Origin of the sequence: Salipiger sp. PrR003 (genome assembly GCF_010500785.1) — a bacterium.
GTDB classification, from domain to species: domain Bacteria; phylum Pseudomonadota; class Alphaproteobacteria; order Rhodobacterales; family Rhodobacteraceae; genus Salipiger; species Salipiger pacificus_A.
The window spans coordinates 161,638-180,769 of the sequence record NZ_JAAGOV010000024.1; the positions used below are offsets into that span (position 1 = coordinate 161,638).

Annotated in this window: 19 protein-coding genes and 1 pseudogene; 16 read left to right on the forward strand and 4 right to left on the reverse strand. The window is 68.0% G+C overall.

Going from position 1 to position 19,132, the window contains the following annotated elements:
- Positions 1-65: 65 nt before the first annotated feature.
- Genes G0D83_RS02865 through G0D83_RS02890 form a run of 6 tightly spaced genes read left to right on the forward strand, consistent with a single transcriptional unit; the run spans position 66 to position 6,178 of the window.
- Positions 66-2,921 (forward strand): monovalent cation/H+ antiporter subunit A, encoded by a 2,856-nt coding sequence (locus G0D83_RS02865; RefSeq protein WP_164189326.1) that lies wholly within the window; start codon positions 66-68, stop codon positions 2,919-2,921.
- Between the two features lie 3 nt (positions 2,922-2,924).
- Positions 2,925-3,320, forward strand: coding sequence for a Na+/H+ antiporter subunit C (locus tag G0D83_RS02870; RefSeq protein ID WP_164189328.1), 396 nt, complete (start codon positions 2,925-2,927; stop codon positions 3,318-3,320).
- Positions 3,317-5,014 carry a monovalent cation/H+ antiporter subunit D gene (locus G0D83_RS02875; protein ID WP_164189331.1) on the forward strand — a complete coding sequence of 566 codons (1,698 nt, stop codon included), beginning with the start codon at positions 3,317-3,319 and terminating at the stop codon, positions 5,012-5,014. Before G0D83_RS02870 ends, G0D83_RS02875 begins: the two co-directional genes overlap by 4 nt.
- Positions 5,014-5,517, forward strand: a complete 504-nt coding sequence (locus G0D83_RS02880; protein ID WP_164189333.1) for a Na+/H+ antiporter subunit E — start codon at positions 5,014-5,016, stop codon at positions 5,515-5,517. Before G0D83_RS02875 ends, G0D83_RS02880 begins: the two co-directional genes overlap by 1 nt.
- Positions 5,514-5,786, forward strand: coding sequence for a K+/H+ antiporter subunit F (locus tag G0D83_RS02885; RefSeq protein WP_203595158.1), 273 nt, complete (start codon positions 5,514-5,516; stop codon positions 5,784-5,786). Before G0D83_RS02880 ends, G0D83_RS02885 begins: the two co-directional genes overlap by 4 nt.
- A complete protein-coding gene (locus G0D83_RS02890) occupies positions 5,783-6,178 on the forward strand; it encodes a Na+/H+ antiporter subunit G (RefSeq protein WP_108968931.1) in 396 nt (131 codons plus the stop codon). Before G0D83_RS02885 ends, G0D83_RS02890 begins: the two co-directional genes overlap by 4 nt.
- Before the next feature lie 4 nt (positions 6,179-6,182).
- Here the strand turns inward: G0D83_RS02890 and G0D83_RS02895 are convergent, their stop codons facing one another.
- Together G0D83_RS02895 and G0D83_RS02900 are read right to left on the reverse strand one after the other, a co-directional pair.
- Positions 6,183-6,731, reverse strand: a complete 549-nt coding sequence (locus G0D83_RS02895; RefSeq protein ID WP_108968929.1) for an RSP_2648 family PIN domain-containing protein — start codon at positions 6,729-6,731, stop codon at positions 6,183-6,185.
- The gene (locus tag G0D83_RS02900; protein WP_164189335.1) at positions 6,728-7,924 is read right to left on the reverse strand and encodes an RSP_2647 family RNA methyltransferase; all 1,197 of its coding nucleotides are present in this window, start codon (positions 7,922-7,924) and stop codon (positions 6,728-6,730) included. Before G0D83_RS02900 ends, G0D83_RS02895 begins: the two co-directional genes overlap by 4 nt.
- Before the next feature lie 147 nt (positions 7,925-8,071).
- On the opposite strand from G0D83_RS02900, the gene G0D83_RS02905 reads away from it, so the two are divergent.
- From G0D83_RS02905 to G0D83_RS02915, 3 genes are all read left to right on the forward strand, one after another.
- Complete coding sequence (locus tag G0D83_RS02905) at positions 8,072-8,761, forward strand: glutathione S-transferase family protein (protein ID WP_164189337.1); 690 nt, start codon at positions 8,072-8,074, stop codon at positions 8,759-8,761.
- 221 nt (positions 8,762-8,982) lie between these two features.
- Positions 8,983-10,788: a phosphogluconate dehydratase gene (edd, locus tag G0D83_RS02910; RefSeq protein WP_164189339.1), complete on the forward strand. Its 1,806-nt coding sequence runs from the start codon at positions 8,983-8,985 to the stop codon at positions 10,786-10,788.
- Between the two features lie 90 nt (positions 10,789-10,878).
- Complete coding sequence (locus tag G0D83_RS02915) at positions 10,879-11,520, forward strand: bifunctional 4-hydroxy-2-oxoglutarate aldolase/2-dehydro-3-deoxy-phosphogluconate aldolase (RefSeq protein ID WP_164189341.1); 642 nt, start codon at positions 10,879-10,881, stop codon at positions 11,518-11,520.
- A gap of 92 nt (positions 11,521-11,612) precedes the next feature.
- On the opposite strand, the gene G0D83_RS02920 is transcribed toward G0D83_RS02915, so the two are convergent.
- The gene (locus G0D83_RS02920; RefSeq protein WP_164189343.1) at positions 11,613-11,870 is read right to left on the reverse strand and encodes a hypothetical protein; all 258 of its coding nucleotides are present in this window, start codon (positions 11,868-11,870) and stop codon (positions 11,613-11,615) included.
- Positions 11,867-14,644 carry a glutamine-synthetase adenylyltransferase gene (locus G0D83_RS02925; protein WP_164189345.1) on the reverse strand — a complete coding sequence of 926 codons (2,778 nt, stop codon included), beginning with the start codon at positions 14,642-14,644 and terminating at the stop codon, positions 11,867-11,869. The genes G0D83_RS02920 and G0D83_RS02925 overlap by 4 nt, the downstream gene beginning before the upstream one ends.
- A gap of 113 nt (positions 14,645-14,757) precedes the next feature.
- Here G0D83_RS02925 and G0D83_RS02930 point away from each other — a divergent pair, with 113 nt between their 5' ends.
- The 7 genes and pseudogenes from G0D83_RS02930 to G0D83_RS02960 form a co-directional block, all read left to right on the forward strand.
- On the forward strand, positions 14,758-15,225 hold the full coding sequence (locus G0D83_RS02930; RefSeq protein ID WP_164189347.1) for a YbaK/EbsC family protein: 468 nt from the start codon (positions 14,758-14,760) through the stop codon (positions 15,223-15,225).
- A gap of 5 nt (positions 15,226-15,230) precedes the next feature.
- On the forward strand, positions 15,231-15,863 hold the full coding sequence (locus tag G0D83_RS02935) for an alpha/beta family hydrolase (RefSeq protein ID WP_164189370.1): 633 nt from the start codon (positions 15,231-15,233) through the stop codon (positions 15,861-15,863).
- 155 nt (positions 15,864-16,018) lie between these two features.
- Positions 16,019-16,465 (forward strand): DUF2852 domain-containing protein, encoded by a 447-nt coding sequence (locus G0D83_RS02940; RefSeq protein ID WP_108968912.1) that lies wholly within the window; start codon positions 16,019-16,021, stop codon positions 16,463-16,465.
- Between the two features lie 154 nt (positions 16,466-16,619).
- Positions 16,620-17,072, forward strand: coding sequence for an RDD family protein (locus tag G0D83_RS02945; protein WP_108968910.1), 453 nt, complete (start codon positions 16,620-16,622; stop codon positions 17,070-17,072).
- A gap of 244 nt (positions 17,073-17,316) precedes the next feature.
- Positions 17,317-18,129 (forward strand): arginyltransferase, encoded by an 813-nt coding sequence (locus G0D83_RS02950; RefSeq protein ID WP_164189349.1) that lies wholly within the window; start codon positions 17,317-17,319, stop codon positions 18,127-18,129.
- A 209-nt stretch (positions 18,130-18,338) separates the two neighbouring features.
- Positions 18,339-18,941 (forward strand): ImuA family protein, encoded by a 603-nt coding sequence (locus G0D83_RS02955; RefSeq protein ID WP_235940375.1) that lies wholly within the window; start codon positions 18,339-18,341, stop codon positions 18,939-18,941.
- A pseudogene (locus tag G0D83_RS02960) lies at positions 18,868-19,132 on the forward strand (DNA polymerase Y family protein); the annotation flags it as partial. The gene G0D83_RS02955 and the pseudogene G0D83_RS02960, both read left to right, overlap by 74 nt.

Below are 19,132 nucleotides of genomic sequence, written 5' to 3' on the forward strand. Positions count from 1 at the left end.
GGTTGTGATATGGTGTGAAATCGGCTGCCTTCTCTCGACGCCGCCAACGACGATCAGGGAGTTCCATGTCACTTTTCATCATTGCGCTCCTTCCCTTCCTCGGAGCCCTGCTGCCCGGCCTGATGATTCAGGCCGGTCGACGCGCCTGCGGGATGACGACTCTCTTCGTCACCCTCGCCGCGCTGCTGGGGCTGGTCACCCACCTGCCCGCGATCTGGGCCGGCGAGACGGTCACCGCCTCGGTGGACTGGCTGCCCGCGATCGGGCTGAACGTGACGCTCTTCCTCGACGGGTTGGGGATGATGTTCGCCGCGCTGATCCTCGGGATCGGGGCGCTGGTGATCATCTACGCGCGCTATTACCTGACGCGCGATGACAACATGGGCGAGTTTTACACCTACCTGCTGCTCTTCCAGGGCGCGATGGTTGGCATCGTCCTGTCGAACAACATCCTCCTGCTGCTGATCTTCTGGGAGCTGACCTCGCTGTCGTCCTTCCTGCTGATTGGCTTCTGGAAGCACCTGCCCGAGGGCCGCCAGGGCGCGCGCATGGCGCTCACCGTGACCGGCATGGGCGGTCTGGCGCTGATCGGGGGCATGCTGCTGCTGGGCTCCGCGGCCGGCACCTACGAGATCACCGAGATCCTCGCGCGGCGCGACGTGATCCAGGCCTCGCCCTATTATGTCCCGGCGTTGCTGCTGATCCTGCTCGGCTGCTTCACCAAGTCGGCGCAGTTCCCCTTCCACTTCTGGTTGCCGCACGCCATGGCGGCCCCCACGCCCGTCTCGTCCTACCTGCACTCGGCAACCATGGTGAAGGCGGGCATCTTCCTGATGGCGCGGCTCTGGCCGGCGCTCTCGGGCACGCAGGAGTGGTTCTGGATCGTCACCTCGGCGGGTCTGATCACCATGGTCCTTGGCGCCGTGATCGGTCTTTTCAAGCATGACCTCAAGGCTTTGCTGGCCTTCTCGACGGTCTCGCACCTAGGCCTCATCACCATGCTTCTCGGCACAGGCACGGCCTACGGCGCAATGGCAGCGGTGTTCCACATCCTCAACCATGCGGCCTTCAAATGCTCGCTCTTCATGAGCGCGGGCATTGTCGACCACGAGGCGCACACCCGAGACATCCGCCGCCTAGGCGGGCTGCGCCACCTGATGCCGATGACCGCGACCATCGCCATCGTCGGCGCATTGGCCATGGCGGGCATCCCTCTGTTCAATGGCTTCCTGTCCAAGGAGATGTTCCTCGAGGAAGCCTCGCACACCGTTCTTTTCGGCTCGCACTGGCTGGTGCCTGTGCTGGCGACCCTTGGGGCGATCTTCTCGGCCGCCTACAGCTTCCGCTTCATCGCGCATGCCTTCCTCGGCAAGACCCGTGACGACTATCCGCACACGCCGCACGACCCGAACTTCGGCATGTGGGGGCCGCCTGCCTTTCTCGGGCTGATCGTGGTCGTCGTGGGCTGTCTGCCCTTCCTCGCGGAACCGGTGGTCAAATTGGTGACCGCCGCGGTGATCGGAGACGTCGCCGAGGTTCCCGGCGCGCATCTCGCGCTCTGGCACGGCGTCACCCCGGCGCTGATCATGTCGATCATCGCCACCGTCGGCGGCCTGATCCTGCTTGCGCTCTTCACCCCGCTGCTCAGGGGCTGGGACGCCGCGCCGCGCCCCGAGGCAAAGCAGATCTTCGACGCCCTCATTGGCCTCTGTGCCCGCGGCGCGGAGCGCCTCACGGGCGGGCTGAACAACGGCAGCTTCTCGCGCTACGCATCGGTCTTCACCGTGACCGTGCTGGTGGTGGCCGCCCACGCCTGGTTCACCGGCACGCTGGGGCCGGTAACGCGCGAGATGCTGCCGATCCAGCCGCTGCCGCTGGCGGGCTGGATCCTCATCGTCAGCGCCACCGGGCTCATCGTGGTCTTCCACCGCAACCGCCTTACGGCGCTGATCCTGATGGGAGTCATCGGCACCATGGTGTCGATCGCCTTCAACTACCTTTCCGCGCCGGATCTTGCGCTGACGCAGATCTCGGTCGAGGTGGTGACGATCATCCTGCTTTTGCTGGCGCTGAACTTCCTGCCCAACACCACGCCCATCGAGTCTCCGGTCTCGCGCCGGATGCGCGATGGGATCCTCGCCGCCGTGGCCGGCCTCGGCACCGCGGGGCTCACCTACGCCATCCTGCGCCGCGATTTTGCGATGGGGACGATCTCGGACTACATGCTCGACAACTCCTACGACGGCGGCGGCGGGACCAACGTGGTCAACGTGATCCTCGTGGACTTCCGGGGCTATGACACCTTCGGCGAAATCATCGTGCTCGGCATCGCCGCGCTGGTGATCTACGCGGTGACCGAAGCGCTGCTGACCGGGCCGGTGCGCGCGCGCCTGCTCAACCGCGTGCCGGACCAAGAACAGGCCGGAGACGCCCACCCGCTGATGATGGTGGTGGTCACCCGGCTGATCCTGCCCGTGGTGCTGATGGTCGGCGCCTATATCTTCCTGCGCGGTCACAACGAACCGGGCGGCGGCTTCGTCGCGGGTCTCGTGGTGTCGATCGCCGTGGTCATGCAGTACATGGCCTCGGGCTTCGCATGGGCCAACGAGCGCCAGCGCTACCCCTACCACGGGGTGATCGGCGCGGGCGTGCTGATCGCCGGGCTCACCGGCATCGGCGCGTGGCTCTTCGGAAAACCCTTCCTGACTTCGACCTTCGGCTACGTGACGCTGCCGGGGCTGGAGAAGTTCGAGCTTGCCTCGGCCATGGCCTTCGATCTCGGGGTCTTCCTCGCGGTGGTCGGCGCCGTACTGCTGTCGCTCGAGAGCTTCTCGCGGATGGCACGTCGCTCCGGCGACGAGCCCAGCGAGCATGCGATGGACATCGACCCCTCGCGCGATATCGAAAACGAGGGGGCCTGATCCATGGAATTTCTCATCGCGACCACCATCGGCGTGCTGACCGCCGCGGGCATCTACATGGTGATGCGGCTGCGCACCTTCCCCGTGATCATCGGCACCTCGCTGCTGACCTACGCCGTGAACCTCTTCCTCTTCGCCTCTGGCCGGTTGGTGATCAACCAGCCGCCGATCCTGCGCGACGACGTGACGAGCTACACCGACCCGCTGCCGCAGGCGCTGGTGCTGACGGCCATCGTGATCTCCTTCGGCATGACCGCCGTGGTGGTGATGATCGCGCTGGCCTCCTACCTCAACGCCAATGATGACCACGTGGACGAGGCGCGGGAGCTTGCCCGCGAGCGCCGCGCCGGAGAAGACCCTGACGCAAGACAGGGCGACGAGAAGGAGTCCCGCGCATGATGCACTGGATTATCGCCCCCGTGCTGCTGCCGGCCATGATGGCCGCCATCATCGTGCTTGCCGCGCGCTTCCACGAAACCCTGCAGCGGATCTTCTCGGTCGCCTCACTGGTGGCCACGCTTGCCATCGCCATCGGTCTTTACATACAGGCCAGCGATGGCACGGTGACGATCTACCAGCTCGGCAACTGGCAGGCGCCCTTTGGCATCGTGCTGGTGGCGGACCGGCTGGCGACGACCATGGTGCTGCTGACGGCGGTGCTGGCGCTGCCGGTGCTGATCTATGCGATCGGCTCGGGGTGGGACCGCCGCGGACAGCATTTTCACGCGCTCTTCCAGTTCCAGATCATGGGCATCATGGGCGCCTTCCTCACCGGCGATGCCTTCAACCTCTTTGTCTTTTTCGAGGTGCTGCTGATTGCCTCCTACGGGCTCATGGTCCATTCGGGCGGCGCGACGCGGACCCGGGCGGGCGTGCAGTACATGCTCTACAACCTGCTGGGCTCGACGCTCTTCCTCTTCGCGCTCGGCACGCTCTACGCGCAGGCCGGCACGCTCAACATGGCGGATTTGGCGCAGCGCGTGGCGGCGGCGGACGTGGAGAACTCTGCCGGGCTGCGCGTCGCAGCCGTGCTGCTGCTGCTGGTCTTCGCGATCAAGGCGGCGCTTCTGCCGCTGCACTTCTGGCTGCCCTCGAGCTATGCCGAGGCCCCGGCCCCCGTCGCCGCGCTCTTTGCCATCATGACCAAGGTGGGTGCCTATGGCATCATCCGCGTCTACACGATGATCTTCCCGCCCTCGTTGCCTCTTATGTCGGGCGCACACGAGGAATGGCTGCTGCCGCTGGCGCTGATCACCCTCGCGATTGGCATGATCGGGGTGCTCGGCACGCGCGAGATCGGGCGGCTCGTCGCCTTTTCGGTGATCGGCTCGATGGGGATGCTGCTGGCCTCGGTGGCGCAGTTCACCCCGGCGGGTATCTCGGCGGCGCTTTACTACGCGTTGCATTCGACGCTGGCGACGGCGGCGCTCTTTCTCGTCGTCGATGTGATCCGCGAGCGCCGCGGCAGCGTCGCAGGAGAGCTCACCGCAGCGCTGCCCATGGCTGGGGGCGCATTGGTGGCGGGGCTCTTCTTCATCGCCTCCATCGCCATGACGGGCCTGCCGCCGCTCTCGGGCTTCCTCGGCAAGCTGCTGATCCTCGAGGCGGCCGAGGGCGGCGCGCTGATGGGCTGGGTCTGGGCGGTGGTGCTGGGCTCGTCGCTGGTGGCCGTGGTGGGCTTTTCCCGCGCGGGCTCGACGATCTTCTGGAAGCCGCACCAGCTCGCGGTCGAGCAATGCGGCTCGGTGGACGATCCCGAGGACGCACAGGGCGCGCGTGAGATCCACGATCCCACGGGCGGCAACCAGCCGCTGCCGATGCTGGCCATCGGACTGCTGGTGAGCCTGCTGGTGGCGCTGACCGTCTTCGCCGGTCCGGTGACCCGGCAACTCGACGCCACCGCCGCGCAACTCTTTGCGCCGCAGCCCTATATCTCCACCGTGCTCGAGACGCCGGGCAAGGCGATCGAGAAGCACGGCGACGACCACGCCGATCCCCATGAGACCAACGCCGGCGGCCACGAACTGCCCGCCGACGAGTCCCATGAGCCCGGCACCGAGGCAACCACCGACGACGCATTGGGAGGACAGTGATGGCCGCGCGTTTCATGCAAAGGCTCTTTCCGCACCCGCTGCTGTCGGTTGCGCTGGTGATCATCTGGCAGTTGCTGGCGAACGAGCCCTCGATCAACAGCCTTGTATTCGGGGTCATCCTCGGCGTGCTGCTGCCCTTCGCCACAGCCGCGTACTGGCCGAACCGGCCGCAGGTGACCCGGCCGTGGAGGCTCATCCCCTATGGGCTGATCGTCGCCTGGGACATCATCACGGCCAATGTCACCGTGGCGCTGATCGTGCTCTTCAAACCCAATCGCAACATCCGCTCGGCCTGGGTGAACATCCCGCTCGACATCCGCACCCCCGAGGCGATCACCGCGCTCGCGGGGACCATCACCCTGACGCCAGGCACGGTCTCGGTCGACCTCTCGGACGAGGGCCACGCGCTGCTGGTGCACGCCCTGCATGCCGAGGACCCCGAGAAGGTCGCCCGCAAGATCAAATCCCGCTACGAACGCCGCCTGAAGGAGATTTTCGAATGATTGTCACCTATGCGCTCATCTTCGCCTTTGCCGCCGTGAGCCTGTCGTTGCTGCTGACGATGATCCGGCTGGTGAAAGGCCCCCGGAGCGGCGACCGCATCCTCGCGCTCGACACGCTGTCGATCAACGCCGTGGCGCTGATCATCCTCGTGGGCATCGCCGGGGCAACGCAGATCTACTTCGAGGCCGCTATGATCATCGCCATGCTCGGCTTCATTTCGACCGTCGCCGTGGCGCGCTTCGTGCTGAGAGGAGACATCATCGAATGAGCCACGACATCCTCGATATCGTCATTGCCGCGGCGCTGGTCATCGGCGGGCTGTTCACCTTGGTGGGCTCGATCGGCCTGCTGAAACTGCAGGCGCCCATGGCCCGGCTGCATGCGCCGACCAAGGCTTCGACGCTGGGAGTGGGTTCGATCCTACTGGCCTCGGTGCTCTTTGCCTTTGCCTCCGGCGCGCCGTCCTACCACGAGCTGCTGATCATTGCCTTCCTGTTCATGACGGCACCGGTCTCGGCTTATTTCATCGGGAAAGTGCACATCCACCTCGGCCAGAACCGCAAGCCGCTGCCGACGCCGGCGCGCGATCGGATCTGGTCCACAAAGGCCAAGCGCGAAGAAGATACGCCGAACGTGCCGGAGATGAAGGCCGACGCGTAAGCGCTCAGCCGGCGGCTTCGAGCGCCTTGCCGAGCCGCGGCAGCCGCGCCTTTTTCAGAAGCCCGCGCAGGGTCCAGTCCTCGCCCGAGAGCCGCCGCGCCTCGGCGAGGACCGCCTCGCAGGCATCTTTGACCTTGCCCGGGTTCGCCTCGCAGAGACCGCGCAGGAAGCCGTCGGCATCGACACGCGAGAGGCCCTCCTCGGCGAGGATGTTGCGCGGGAAATCCTTGGCGTTCTCGGTGACGATGAGGTCGGCGCTTGCCGAGATGGCCGCCGCCAGCACATGCAGGTCCGCCGGGTCGGGCAGCCAGAGCCGGTCTTCAAGGGCGGGCTGGTAGCGCACCTCCGCCCCCGGCCAGGCGGCGCGCACCTGGGCGATCTCACCGCGCGCCTGCATCTCGCCCATCGGGCCGAGCTTGCGCGCCGCGAGCGCCCATTCTTCCAGGATGCGCGCGGACCACAGCGGCTGGAAGAGCCCCTGCGCCGCGACGCCAAGGAGCACCTCGCGCATCACCGTGGGGTAGATGACGCAGGTGTCCAGAAGCACCTTCACAGGCGGAACACCAACGCCTTCAAGTAGCCCGATTCCGCCAGCTGCGGCAGCAGCGGGTGATCCGGCCCGGCAAAGCCGGTGTGCAAGAGCTGCGCCCGGCGCCCGGCCCGGCCGATGCCGCGCAGGCAGGCGCCGGTGAAGCTCGAGAGATCCGCCGCGTGCGAGCACGAGCAGAGCACCAGGTAGCCGCCCTCTTCGACCAGCGGCGCCGAGAGCCGCGCGACCTTCTCATAGGCGCGCAGACCTGCTTCCAGCGCGGGTTTGGCCGGGGCGAAGGCGGGAGGGTCGCAGACCACGAGGCCGAAGCGCTCGCCCTCGGTCCCCAATGCCTCGAGCGTGTCGAACGCGTCGCCCTGACGTGTGGCGAAGCGCTCTGCCGCGCCCATGCGCCTCGCGCCTTCCTCGGCCAATGCCAGCGCCGAAGCCGATCCGTCGACCGAAAGCGCACTCGCCGCGCCGCCCGCCAGCGCCGCCAGGGCGAAGCCTCCGACGTGGGAGAAGACGTCGAGCATCCTTTGCCCGCTCGCCAGCCGCGCGGCGAAGCCGTGGTTCGGGCGCTGATCGTAGAAAAGGCCGGTCTTCTGGCCGCCGGTGAGATCGGCCATGTAGGTCGCGCCGTTCATCTCGACCGGCAGCGGCGCCTCGGGCGCCTGGCCCAGCAGCACCGCATCCTGATCGTCGAGCCCCTCCAGCTGGCGGCCCCGGCCGCCGGCGTTCTTGAGGATGTTCGTGACGCCAGAGACCTCGGCGAGCGCCTCGGCCAGCTCGGGCAACAAGAGCTCGGCCCAGGCGGCATTCGGCTGGATCACCGCGGTGTCGCCGAAACGGTCGATGATCACGCCGGGCAGCCCGTCAGCCTCGGCGTGGACCAGCCGGTAGTAGGGCGCCGGGAACAGCCGCTCGCGCAGTTCCAGCGCACGGGTCAGCTTGGCGGCGAGCCAGGCCTTGTCGATCGTGGCTTCGGGGTCGCGGTCGAGCATCCGGCAGATGATCTTCGAGCTGGGTGTCACGCCCACCAGCCCGAGCAGCTTGCGGTCGTTGTCCTCGAGCCGCGCAACGGTGCCGGCGGCAAGGTTCCGGGTCCGGCGGTCGACCACCAACTCGTTTGCATAGACCCACGGGTAACCACGGCGCAGCGCCTGCGGTTTGGCCTTGGGAAGGAGACGGACGGTGGGGAGATCGGGCTGTGTCATCTTGCCCCTTTAGCGCCGCGCGGGTGCCTTGGAAAGCATCTTCGCAGCCGCGCGTTGCAGCCCTGCCATGCAAGAGGGGTCAAGAAGACTTGCCACACAGGCCGCAAGGCCCGAGAATCGTCCAACCGATCCGAGAAGAGGGCCGCCATGAGACTGACGCTCTATTCCCATCCGCTTGCCTCTTATTGCCACAAGGTCCTGATCGCGCTCTACGAAACAGGGACCGACTTGGAGACCGTCACGGTGGATCTCGGCGATCCGGCCCAGCACGCCCGACTCCACGGTCTCTGGCCGGTCGGCAAGCTTCCCGTGCTGCATGACGCCGAGCGGAACCTGATCCTGCCCGAGGCGACGATCATCATCGACTACCTGGAGCGGGTCTGCCCCGGGCCGCAACGGTTGCTCCCCGCCGATCCCGACGCCTGCCTGCAGGCGCGGCTGTGGGACCGGTTCTTCGACCTCTACGTGCAGGGGCCGATGCAGAAGATCGTCTTCGACAGTTTCCGTGCCGAGGATCAGAAGGATCACCTGGGAGTCGCAGAGGCCAAAGAGCAGCTGCGTCAGGCCTACGTGATAATCGAGCAGCACATGACGGGGCGGCTCTGGGCCGCCGGGGACGACTTCTCGCTCGCCGAATGTTCCGCCGCGCCCGCGCTCTTCTTTGCCCGCATCCTGCAGCCCTTCGAGCCCGGGCAGACCGCGCTCGACGGCTATTTCGAACGCCTCCTCCTGCGCCCTTCTTTCTGCCGGGTGCTGATCGAGGCGCAGCCCTGGTTCGAGAGCTTCCCGTTCCACGACCGCATGGACGCGCGCTTTCAATCCCCCGTCCCGAACTGAGACTGGCGCAGGCGCCGCACCGACCGCCCCGATAACGTCGCGCGAGGGGAACGCGGCCCGTTCTTGTCCACTGCCGCGACGCGCTGCTCCAATTTCACGCGTTCCCCTCTGCGCGGCCGTCCGCCCAACCCTAGCATCTTTACTGATAGCGCTAACTGAGCTACATGCTGCGCAAGGACGCCAGACCGGGCCGACCCCGGACAGCGAAAGGAGCCCCTCTCATGTCGCTCAACGCCACCATCGCCAAGGTCACCGCCGAGATCGAGGCGCGCTCGGAAAACCTCCGAGGCACCTATCTCGACAGGATGCGCCGCGCCGCCGAGGAAGGTCCGCGCCGCGCCCATCTCACCTGCGGCAACCAGGCCCACGCCTATGCCGCCACCGGGCAGGACCAGCAGGCCCTGGCGACGGGCCGGGCGCCGAACCTCGGCATCGTCACCGCCTACAACGACATGCTTTCGGCCCACCAGCCCTACGAGCGCTACCCAGAGCTGCTGCGCACCGCGGCGCGCTCGGTCGGCGGCACGGCGCAGGTGGCGGGCGGCGTTCCGGCCATGTGCGACGGGGTCACGCAGGGCCAGGTCGGGATGGAGCTCTCGCTCTTCTCGCGCGACGTGATCGCGCTGGCCGCCGGGGTTTCGCTCTCGCACAACACCTATGACGCCGCCGTCTACCTCGGTGTCTGCGACAAGATCGTGCCCGGGCTCGTCATCGCCGCGGCCACCTTCGGCTATATCCCCGGCCTCTTCCTGCCCGCCGGGCCGATGACCAGCGGCCTGCCCAACGACGAGAAGGCCAAGGTCCGCCAGCAATACGCCACCGGCGAGGTCGGCCGCGACAAGCTGATGGAAGCCGAGATGAAGAGCTACCACGGCCCCGGCACCTGCACCTTCTACGGCACCGCAAACTCCAACCAGATGCTGATGGAGTTCATGGGTCTGCACCTGCCCGGCAGCTCCTTCATCAACCCCAACACCCCGCTGCGCGACGCGCTGACCGAGGCCGGGGCGAAACGCGCGCTGTCGATCACCGCGCTCGGCAATGAGTACCGCCCGGTCTGCGACGTTCTCGACGCCAAGGCCTTCGTCAACGGCATCGTCGGCCTCATGGCCACGGGCGGGTCGACCAACCTCGTGCTGCACCTGCCGGCCATGGCGCGCGCCGCGGGCGTGGCGCTCGAGCTGTCGGACTTCGACCAGATCTCGCAAGCGGTGCCGCTGATGGCCAAGGTCTATCCCAACGGGCTTGCGGACGTGAACCACTTCCACGCCGCGGGCGGGCTGCAGTACATGATCGGCGAGCTGCTCGACGCGGGCCTCATGCACGAGGACGTCAAGACGGTCGCGGGCGACGGCATGCACCTCTACACGCAGGAACCGAAGCTCAAGGATGGCGCCATCGTCTACGAGGACACCCCGCGCAAGAGCCAGAACGACAAGATCCTCCGGCCCGCCTCGGACCCTTTCCAGAAGTCGGGCGGGCTCAAGCAGATGATCGGCAACCTCGGCCACGGCATCATGAAGATCTCGGCGGTGAAGCCCGAGCATCACGTCGTCGAGGCGCCGGTGCGCATCTTCCACGACCAGGCGCAGGTGAAGCAGGCCTTCAAGGCCGGCGAGTTCACCACGGACACCATCGTCGTGGTGCGCTTCCAGGGGCCGAAGTCGAACGGCATGCCCGAGCTGCACAGCCTGACGCCGACCCTCGCCGTGCTGCAGGACCGCGGCCTGAAGGTGGCGCTGGTCACCGACGGGCGGATGTCGGGCGCGTCCGGCAAGGTGCCCTCGGCGATCCACGTCTGCCCCGAAGCCGCAGACGGCGGCCCGCTTGCCAAGCTGCGCGATGGCGACATCGTCCGGCTCGATGCCACCACCGGCACGCTGCAATGCCTGACCGAGGGCTTCGAGGACCGCGAGGCGGTCACCGCCGACCTCACGGGCAACGGCCATGGCGTCGGCCGCGAGCTCTTCGAGGCCTTCCGCCGGAACGTTGGGCTGGCCTCGAATGGCGCGGCGGTCGTCGTCTGACCGCCTGCCGCGCTTGCCCTTTCGGCATTTCGAAAATAACCCTGACGCGACCGCTCCGGTCCCAATGACACCCAGACAAAGGCCCCGCCCATGACCCCCCAGGATGCCAGCCGCGCCAACGAAGCCCTCTGCAAGCTCGCCCCGGTGATCCCGGTTCTGGTGATCGACGATCTCGCCCATGCCCGCCCGCTGGCCGAGGCGCTGGTCGCAGGCGGACTGCCAGTCTTGGAGGTAACCCTGCGCACCCCTGTGGCGCTCGACGCGATCCGCGAGATGGCGCAGGTCGAGGGCGGCGTCGTCGGAGCGGGCACGCTGCTCACCCCTGCGGATGTCGAGGCCGCGGTCGCGGCGGGCGCCAAGTTCGGCGTCTCGCCGGGCGCCACGGACCGGCTGCTCGACGCCTGCGAGGCCGCCGAGCTGCCACTGCTGCCCGGCGCCGCCACCGCCTCCGAGGCGATGGCCCTGCTCGAGCGCGGCTACACGGTGCAGAAATTCTTCCCCGCCGAGGCCAATGGCGGCGCCCCGGCTCTGAAGGCGATCGGCGCGCCAATTCCCCAGGTGCGCTTCTGCCCCACCGGCGGCGTCAGCATGAAGAACATCGGCGACTACCTCAATCTCAAGAACGTGCTCTGCTGCGGCGGGTCGTGGGTGGCCCCGAAAGAGCTGATGCAGGCCGGGGACTGGGACGGCATCGTCGCGCTGGCGCGCGAAGCGGCGGCGCTGCCGCGCTGAGCGCGGCGCTGTAAGGGGGGGGCGCTGCCCCCGACTGCGGCTGCTTCTCTTTCCAGATACGCGCGCCTCAGGCGCTCCCGGGACCCCTGCGCTCAGGACCGCCGTGCCGCGCGGCCTCCGCGGCGGCGCGGCAAAGCAACTGCGCGGCCCTCGGTCATGACCTGCGTCATCGGGTGCCCCGGCGTGCCATGGCGGGCCAGCAGCGTGTCGAGCGCGGCCCGCGGATCAGCCCCCTCGGGCAGCGACAGTGCCCAGTCCAGGAAGATCGAGCGGCACTCTTCGAGGCTGATGCCCTCGATCCGGTAGGCCTCGGCGATCAGCGCCTTGGGATCGAGCGCGTCGCCCTTCATTCCGCCGGCACCGGTAGGGCGGCACTGATGATCTCGGCGGCGCGGCTGGCCATCTCGTCCAGTTTCGCGCGCAGGGCCTCCGGTCCGTCGACCCCGGCGAGGCTGGTGAGGAAGCTGCAGCCGCCCGCGCCCAGTTGGCCGGGGTCGAGCCGACCCTGGGTGATCAGCCGCGCGCCGATCTGCAGCGCCCAGCAGAGGCGATAGGTGGCGGCGAGGTGGTCGGCCTCGGCGCGGCTCAGCCAGCCCTCCTGCGCTGCCGCCGCAAGGCCGCGAGCGGTGCGCCGCGGTGCCTGCCCCGAGAGCAGCGCACCGGCCTGACCGACCAGCTCGATATCCTGCATCCGCCCCTGCCCGAGCTTCGGATCCCAAGGATCGCCGCTGCCCTTTGCGGCGGCAATACGCGCGCGCATCTTCGACAGCTCTCCCAGCACCTTGCCCCGGTCGTGCGGTCCGGCCAGCAGCTCATGCCGCCGCGCCTCGACCTCGGCCGCGAGATCCGCCGGACCTGCCACAACCCGTGCGCGGGTCAGCGCCAGGTGCTCCCAGACCCAGGCGCCCGTGCGCTGGTACTCGGTGAAGGCGGCGAGCGAGGTCGCCACCGGCCCCTGATTGCCCGATGGGCGCAAGCGCATGTCGATCTCGTAGAGCTTTCCCTCGGCCATGGGCGCCGTCATCGCGGTGATCAGCGCCTGCGTCAGCCGGGCGTAATAGGTGCGCGACGGAAGCGGCCGCTTGCCTTCGGAGGCATCGACCCCATCCGCGTCGTAGATCACGATAAGGTCGAGGTCGGAATGCGCGTGCAGCCGCCCCGCCCCAAGACTGCCCATGCCCACCACCACCGCACCACGGCCCGGGGCGTCGCCGTGCTTGCGGGCGAATTCGGCCTGCACGACCGGAGCCAGCGCGGCGAGCGTCGCCTCGGCCAGCTCGGCGTAATGCTTGCCCGCCTCCTGCGGCTCCGAGATTCCGCGCAGCAAGTGCACGCCGATGCGGAAGTGCCACTCGTGCTGCCAGCGCCGCGCCAAATCAAGCTGGCGCTCGTAGTCCTCTTCGCGCGAGAGCACCTCCGAGAGATCGACGGTCAGCGCCGTCACCCCCGGCCAGGCGGCAAAGAAATCGCCGCCGATCACCGCGTCGAAGACCTGGGCGTTGCGCGACAGGTGCAGCGCCAGCTCGGGCGAGACCGAGACGATGTCGACCAGCAGATCGACGAGCTGCGGGTTGGCCTCGAAAAGCGAGAAGAGTTGCACCCCTGCTGGCAGCCCGGCCAGAAAGCCGTCGAAGGCGGTCAGCGCCTCCTCGGGGCGGGCTGCGCGGGCGAGGCGATTGAGGATCTCGGGGCGCAGGCGGTTGAAGATCTCCACCGCGCGGTTCGAACGCAGCGCCGGGTAGCTTGGCCAGCGCGCCACCAGTGGGCTGTCCTCCAGCGGCGAGGCGGCGACGGGCTCGCCACGGCTTTCGGGGGCAAAGAAGCCCTCGGTCAGCTCGTGCACCTCCTCGAGCCGTGCTTCCAGGTCGGATTTCAGCTCGGCCAGATCGCGCCCGCAGAGGGCGGCGAGCCGGGCAAACCCTTCCTCGCTACCGGGCAGCGCGTGGGTCTGGGCGTCCTGCACCATCTGGATGCGGTGCTCGATCTCGCGGTGCGCGCGGTAGTGCTCCGTCAGCGTCTCGGTGACCGGCTGCGGCACCCAGCCGGTCTCGGCCAGCACCTGCAGCCCCGGCACCGTGCCGCGCACCCTGAGGCGCGGATCCCGGCCCCCGGCGATGATCTGGCGGGTCTGGGTGAAGAACTCGATCTCGCGGATGCCGCCGCGGCCCAGCTTCATGTTGTGCCCTGGCAGGGTGATCGGCCCCGAGAGCCCCTTGGTCTCGCGATAGCGCAAGCGCATGTCATGGGCGTCCTTGATCGCGGCGAAGTCGAGGTGCTTGCGCCACACGAATGGCCGCAGCGACTCGAGAAAACGCGCGCCAGCCTCCGGGTCCCCGGCGCAGGGCCGGGCCTTGATCCAGGCGGCGCGCTCCCAGGCGCGGCCAAGGCTCTCGTAATAGCGCTCGGCGGCCTCCATTGCCATGCAGACCGGGGTGACTGCGGGATCGGGGCGCAGCCGTAGGTCGGTGCGGAAGACGTAGCCCTCGCCGGTCAGGTCGTTGAGCGTGGCACTCATGCGTTTCGTGGCGCGGATGAAGGACGCGCGGGCCTCGTGGAAATCGTCACGCTCGAAGCGGGTTTCGTCGAAGAGACATATGAGATCGATGTCGGAGCTGTAGTTGAGTTCCCCCGCGCCCATCTTGCCCATGGCAAAGACCACCATGCCGCCGGCGGCGGCGACGTCGTCCTCGGTGGCGCCGGGCAGTTTGCCGCGCTTCACCTCGCGGGCGATCGCGTCACGCAGGGCGATCTGCGTCGCGAGGTCGGCGAAGTCGGTCAGCGTGCCGGTGACCTGCTCCAGCGGCCAGGCGCCGCCAAGGTCCGCAAGCCCGACCAGCAGCGCAACCCGGCGCTTGGCCTCGCGCAGCGGCACGCGGGGGTCGCCCTCGGTGCCGCGCAGCGCCGCGAAGAGCGCCACGAGCGCGTCCTGCGGGGCATCTACTGCGCCCTCGAGCCAGGTGCTTTCCTTGCGGATGAGGCCCGCGAGATAGGGGCTGGAGCCGCCCGCCCCCTCGATCAGCTCGGCGATGGGGTCCGAGGCCCAGGGCACGGCGGCGCGGGCCTCTTCTCCGAGGGTGGGCTCGAAAGGGCGGGGCAGTCGGGTGATCGCATCGGCAAGGTTCATGGCGGCAGATGGCCACGGTTGCGCGCTTTGTGCAATGCCAACTGGCATGCGGTGGCTTGCCGCGCCGCCGCGCGGGCGGCTATGCCTCGGAGCGACAGAGACGGGAGACGATCATGAGCAAGAGCCTGAAACGGGTGCGCGCGGCGCTGGAAGAGGCCGGGCTGCCGGTGGAGATCCTCGAGGTGGAAAACGCCCGCACCGCGCAGGAGGCGGCCGACTCGGTGGGCTGCGCGCTCGACCAGATCGCCAAGTCGATCATCTTCCGCGCCGAGCAGAGCGGCGCGGCGGTGTTGTTCCTGACCGCGGGCGGCAACCGGGTCTGCGCCGAGAAAGCCTCGGCCTTGGCGGGCGAGCCGCTGGGCAAGGCGGATGCGGCGCTGATCCGCGGGCAGACCGGGTTTGCCATCGGGGGCGTTTCGCCGGTCGGGCACCTCACGCCGATCCGGGCCTGGATCGACCCGCGGCTGCTGGAGTTTGCGCAGGTCTGGGCGGCGGCGGGCACACCGCGGCACCTTTTCGCGCTCGACGCCCACGTGCTGCCGGGGCTCACCGGCGCGGTGGCGGCGGAGTTCACCGAGTGACCGGGATGGATTTCCTGATCGACGGCGATGGGCCTGACCGCCCGACCCTGCTGCTCGCCCATGGCGCCGGCGCGGCGATGGACAGCGATTTCATGGCGCGGATGGCGGCGCTTCTGGCTCGCGAGGGGCTGCGGGTCGCGCGCTTCGAGTTCGGCTACATGGCGCAGCGCCGCACGGGCGGCTCCAAGCGCCCGCCGCCCAAGATCGAGCTGCTTCAGCAGGAATACCGCGCGGCGATCGAGGCCCTGGCCTGCGATGGTCCGCTCTTCATCGGCGGCAAGTCCATGGGCGGGCGGGTCGCGAGCCTCATTGCCGACGACCTCTTCAAGGCGGGCAGGATTGCCGGGCTGGTTTGCCTTGGCTACCCGTTCCACCCCACCGGCAAGCCCGAGAGGCTGCGCACGGAACACCTCGCGGCGCTGCGCACGCCCGCGCTGATCTGCCAGGGCACCCGCGATCCCTTCGGCACGCGCGAAGAGGTGGCGGGCTATGCGCTGTCGGAGAGCATCGCCCTGGACTGGCTCGACGACGGCAATCATGACCTCAAGCCGCGCAAGAGCGTGAGCGGGCAGAGCCACGAGGACAATCTCGCGCGCGCCGCGGCGGCGGTTTCGGACTGGGTGGCACGGACCGTCTAGGCTCCAAGGCCCTTCGCGGCGGACAACGCGTCAAACCGCCCGGCGCGGAAAATGTAAAAACCTTTCACATCACCCCTTGAAGGGGGCCGGGCGAATACCGATCTTCGGTAATGTGAAGACCATTCACATCACACCGAACCGAAAGGACACGACCCATGACCGCCGCCTCGCAGCACTACACCCAGCCCGCCAACCCCGGCTGGCTGCGCCGTGCCGAGTTCTGGCTCGACCAGCGGGGCAAACCCGCGTGGATCGTCGCCATGATCCTCGGTTTCATGATTTTCTGGCCCATCGGCCTCGCCCTTCTTGCCTATATGATCTGGAGCAAACGCATGTTCGGAAAGTCTTGCCGCAATCGTCACAGCAACCGTCACGCCGCGTTCCAGCAGGGCTTCAACGCCATGCGCCCGAGCGGCAACGCCGCCTTCGATGCCTACAAGGCTGACACGCTGCGCCGCCTCGAAGACGAGCAGAAGAGCTTCGAGGACTTCCTGCAGCGCCTGCGCGAGGCACGTGACAAGGCCGAGTTCGACCAGTTCATGGACGACCGCGACCGCAAGGCCCGCGAAGAGCGCGAAACGGGCGAGATCGAAAACGCCTGATCACCAGGATCACACATCGCCATGGCCCAGCACGGGCCATGGCACCGACACCCCACCGGGCTCTGCCCTCTGGATTTCTTCCGGCATCGTCCCCACCTGCCCTGTAACCCCGAAACTGCACCCGCCCGAGACGGACAGCCCGAGCGAGAGAGACATGTACCCCAACGCGACTTATTCCCATCTACCCGACCCGGTGCACCAGCGTGCCTTCTACGAGAGTGTCGCGCTCAAGCGCGGCATGGCCTGGGTCATCGACACGATGATCGTTGCGGTGCTGGTGTTCATCGCCCTTCTGTTCACTGCTTTCCTTGGCGTGTTCATTTTCTTCGCCATCTGGCTGGTGGTCAGCTTCGGCTACCGGGTGGCGACCCTGACCACCGGCTCGGCGACCTGGGGCATGCGCCTCATGGCGATCGAGTTCCGCGATTGGCAGGGGCAGCGCTTTGGCCTGCCTCAGGCGCTGCTGCACACGCTGGGATACACGGTTTCCGTGTCCTTTGCGCCGCTGCAGATTGTCTCGATCGTCTGCATGCTGGCGACAGAGCGCGGTCAGGGTCTGACCGACCTCGCCCTCGGCACCGTGGCGCTGAACCGACGCGCCGCCTGACACCGGGACAGCTCAAGACGCAAGGGGGGCCTCGGCCCCCTTTTCTTTGTCGGAGGCGTGGGGACGGTGCCTTGCGTGCCCCTTCAAGAGCGCCCGGCATCCACGCGACGGCGCGCCCGTTGGCGATCTTTCGCGCGCACCCTTTCCCAAGATCGTGATAGCTGCATATGTAAGATGAGGTGGGGTTGGCGACCAGCCCTTTCGTTGTTACGTTTTTCTTTCAAACAGCCCGGACGGTTCCGAAATGCGCCACTCGCTGCCCCTTGCGCCGCAATTCTACGTCACGGCGCCGCAACCCTGCCCCTACCTGCCGGGCCGGATGGAGCGTAAACTGTTCACCGCGCTGCAGGGGGACAGTGCCGAGAAGCTCAATGACAGCCTCTCCAAGCAGGGATTCCGGCGCTCGCAGAACGTGCTGTACCGCCCGTCCTGTTCCGAGTGTTCGGCCTGTCTTTCGGCGCGGATCGACGTGCGCCGCTTCGCCCCGTCCAAGAGCCAGCGCCGGTCGCTGAAGCGCAACGCCCATCTGCACCGCCGGGCGTCGAGCCCCTGGGCCACCGAGGACCAGTTCGAGCTCTTCCGCCGCTACCTCGACGCGCGCCATGCCGATGGCGGCATGGCCGACATGGATATCTTCGAGTTTGCCGCGATGGTCGAGGAGACACCGATCCGCAGCCGCATCGTCGAATACACCGACGGCGCGCGCGGCGACCTCGCCGCAGTCTGTCTGACCGACGTGCTCGATGACGGGCTGTCGATGGTCTATTCCTTCTACGATCCCGATCTGCCCAAGTCCGGGCTCGGCACCTGGATGATCCTCGATCACATCGACATCGCCCGCGAGGCGGGGCTGCCTTACGTCTACTTGGGCTACTGGGTACCCGGCTCGCCCAAGATGGGCTACAAGGCGCAATTTTCGGCGCTCGAGATCTACCGCCGCGGTCGCTGGGAGCCGATGCGCGGAGACGACGATTACGCCTCCGAGACCCATCCGCTGAGCACCGACCCGATCGCCGAGCAGGTCGCGAACATCTCGCTGCCCGACAGCCGGGGCTGAAGGCAAGAGCCTCGAGGTCCGGAGGATCGCGGCGCGATCCTGCCTCCGGCACGGATATTTTCCCCCGAGACACAACGCCGGGCGTGGCGCCCGGTCTTCCTGCCGGGTCACGATCACCCGTGGCGGGCGTCGGGTGCTTCCCTCGGGCCGAATGTTCTGGCAATGTTCTCACTCTGCCACCCCGTATCGACTCTGCTGCACCTGACCCCATGCGTTCCCTGCCCGCCAGCGCGCCTCTTGCCGAGGCCGATCCCCTCGCCCTCTGCCCCGCCCGGGTGCATGAGGCCGAAGGGCGTGCGCGGCGCGGCTTCGCGCTTTTCCAGGCGGCGCGCCACGACGGGCCGCTGATCTGGATCCTGCCACGCCACGCGCCGCAGACCCCGCTGCTGCGCGGCCTGCCCGAGGGCCTGGGCGCGCGGCTGCTCTTGGTGCGCACGCAAAGCGAGACCGATCTGCTGTGGACCGCCGAGGAGGCGCTGCGCTGCCCCGCCGTGGGGCTGGTGGTGGCTGAGCCTGGCGAGCTGCTTTCTCTCACCGCAGGGCGGCGGCTGCAGCTGGCGGCGGAGGCCGGGCGGACCACCGGGCTGATGCTGATCCAGAGCGGCCAGGGCAGCAATGCCGCCGAGACACGCTGGGCCTGCGAACAGCTTCCTTCCCCCGCGCCGGACTCGACTCTGCAGCAATGGGACCTTATAAAGAACAAAAAGGGAACACTGAAACTTTGGACCGTGGATTGGCGTGGCGAGACGTCTGCTTTCCATCTGGTTTCCGCGGCTGGCGAGCGACACGAGCCTGCGGAAACGCCCCGTTGAGGGGCCCTTTGCCCTGACCCTGCGGTCGGGCAATTCCGATCATCTGCACTGCGTCTCGCCGCTGGCGCAGGCGCACGGGCTGGCGCGCGGCATGGCGCTGGCCGACGCCCGCGCCATCTGCCCCGATCTGGCCACCCGCCCCGCCGAGCTGGCGCGCGAGGCGGCGGCGCTGGCGGGGCTGCGTCGCTGGG

Bases quoted from the DNA above. Each gene is read 5' to 3' on its own strand.
- edd (WP_164189339.1), top strand. From the start codon at position 8,983: ATGTCGCTCAACGCCACCATCGCCAAGGTCACCGCCGAGATCGAGGCG.
- G0D83_RS02920 (WP_164189343.1), bottom strand. From the start codon at position 11,870: ATGAAGGGCGACGCGCTCGATCCCAAGGCGCTGATCGCCGAGGCCTAC.
- G0D83_RS02875 (WP_164189331.1), top strand. From the start codon at position 3,317: ATGATGCACTGGATTATCGCCCCCGTGCTGCTGCCGGCCATGATGGCC.
- G0D83_RS02930 (WP_164189347.1), top strand. From the start codon at position 14,758: ATGAGCAAGAGCCTGAAACGGGTGCGCGCGGCGCTGGAAGAGGCCGGG.
- G0D83_RS02905 (WP_164189337.1), top strand. From the start codon at position 8,072: ATGAGACTGACGCTCTATTCCCATCCGCTTGCCTCTTATTGCCACAAG.
- G0D83_RS02890 (WP_108968931.1), top strand. From the start codon at position 5,783: ATGAGCCACGACATCCTCGATATCGTCATTGCCGCGGCGCTGGTCATC.
- G0D83_RS02880 (WP_164189333.1), top strand. From the start codon at position 5,014: ATGGCCGCGCGTTTCATGCAAAGGCTCTTTCCGCACCCGCTGCTGTCG.
- G0D83_RS02865 (WP_164189326.1), top strand. From the start codon at position 66: ATGTCACTTTTCATCATTGCGCTCCTTCCCTTCCTCGGAGCCCTGCTG.
- G0D83_RS02915 (WP_164189341.1), top strand. From the start codon at position 10,879: ATGACCCCCCAGGATGCCAGCCGCGCCAACGAAGCCCTCTGCAAGCTC.
- G0D83_RS02945 (WP_108968910.1), top strand. From the start codon at position 16,620: ATGTACCCCAACGCGACTTATTCCCATCTACCCGACCCGGTGCACCAG.
- G0D83_RS02885 (WP_203595158.1), top strand. From the start codon at position 5,514: ATGATTGTCACCTATGCGCTCATCTTCGCCTTTGCCGCCGTGAGCCTG.
- G0D83_RS02925 (WP_164189345.1), bottom strand. From the start codon at position 14,644: ATGAACCTTGCCGATGCGATCACCCGACTGCCCCGCCCTTTCGAGCCC.
- G0D83_RS02950 (WP_164189349.1), top strand. From the start codon at position 17,317: ATGCGCCACTCGCTGCCCCTTGCGCCGCAATTCTACGTCACGGCGCCG.
- G0D83_RS02935 (WP_164189370.1), top strand. From the start codon at position 15,231: ATGGATTTCCTGATCGACGGCGATGGGCCTGACCGCCCGACCCTGCTG.
- G0D83_RS02940 (WP_108968912.1), top strand. From the start codon at position 16,019: ATGACCGCCGCCTCGCAGCACTACACCCAGCCCGCCAACCCCGGCTGG.
- G0D83_RS02870 (WP_164189328.1), top strand. From the start codon at position 2,925: ATGGAATTTCTCATCGCGACCACCATCGGCGTGCTGACCGCCGCGGGC.
- G0D83_RS02900 (WP_164189335.1), bottom strand. From the start codon at position 7,924: ATGACACAGCCCGATCTCCCCACCGTCCGTCTCCTTCCCAAGGCCAAA.
- G0D83_RS02955 (WP_235940375.1), top strand. From the start codon at position 18,339: ATGCGTTCCCTGCCCGCCAGCGCGCCTCTTGCCGAGGCCGATCCCCTC.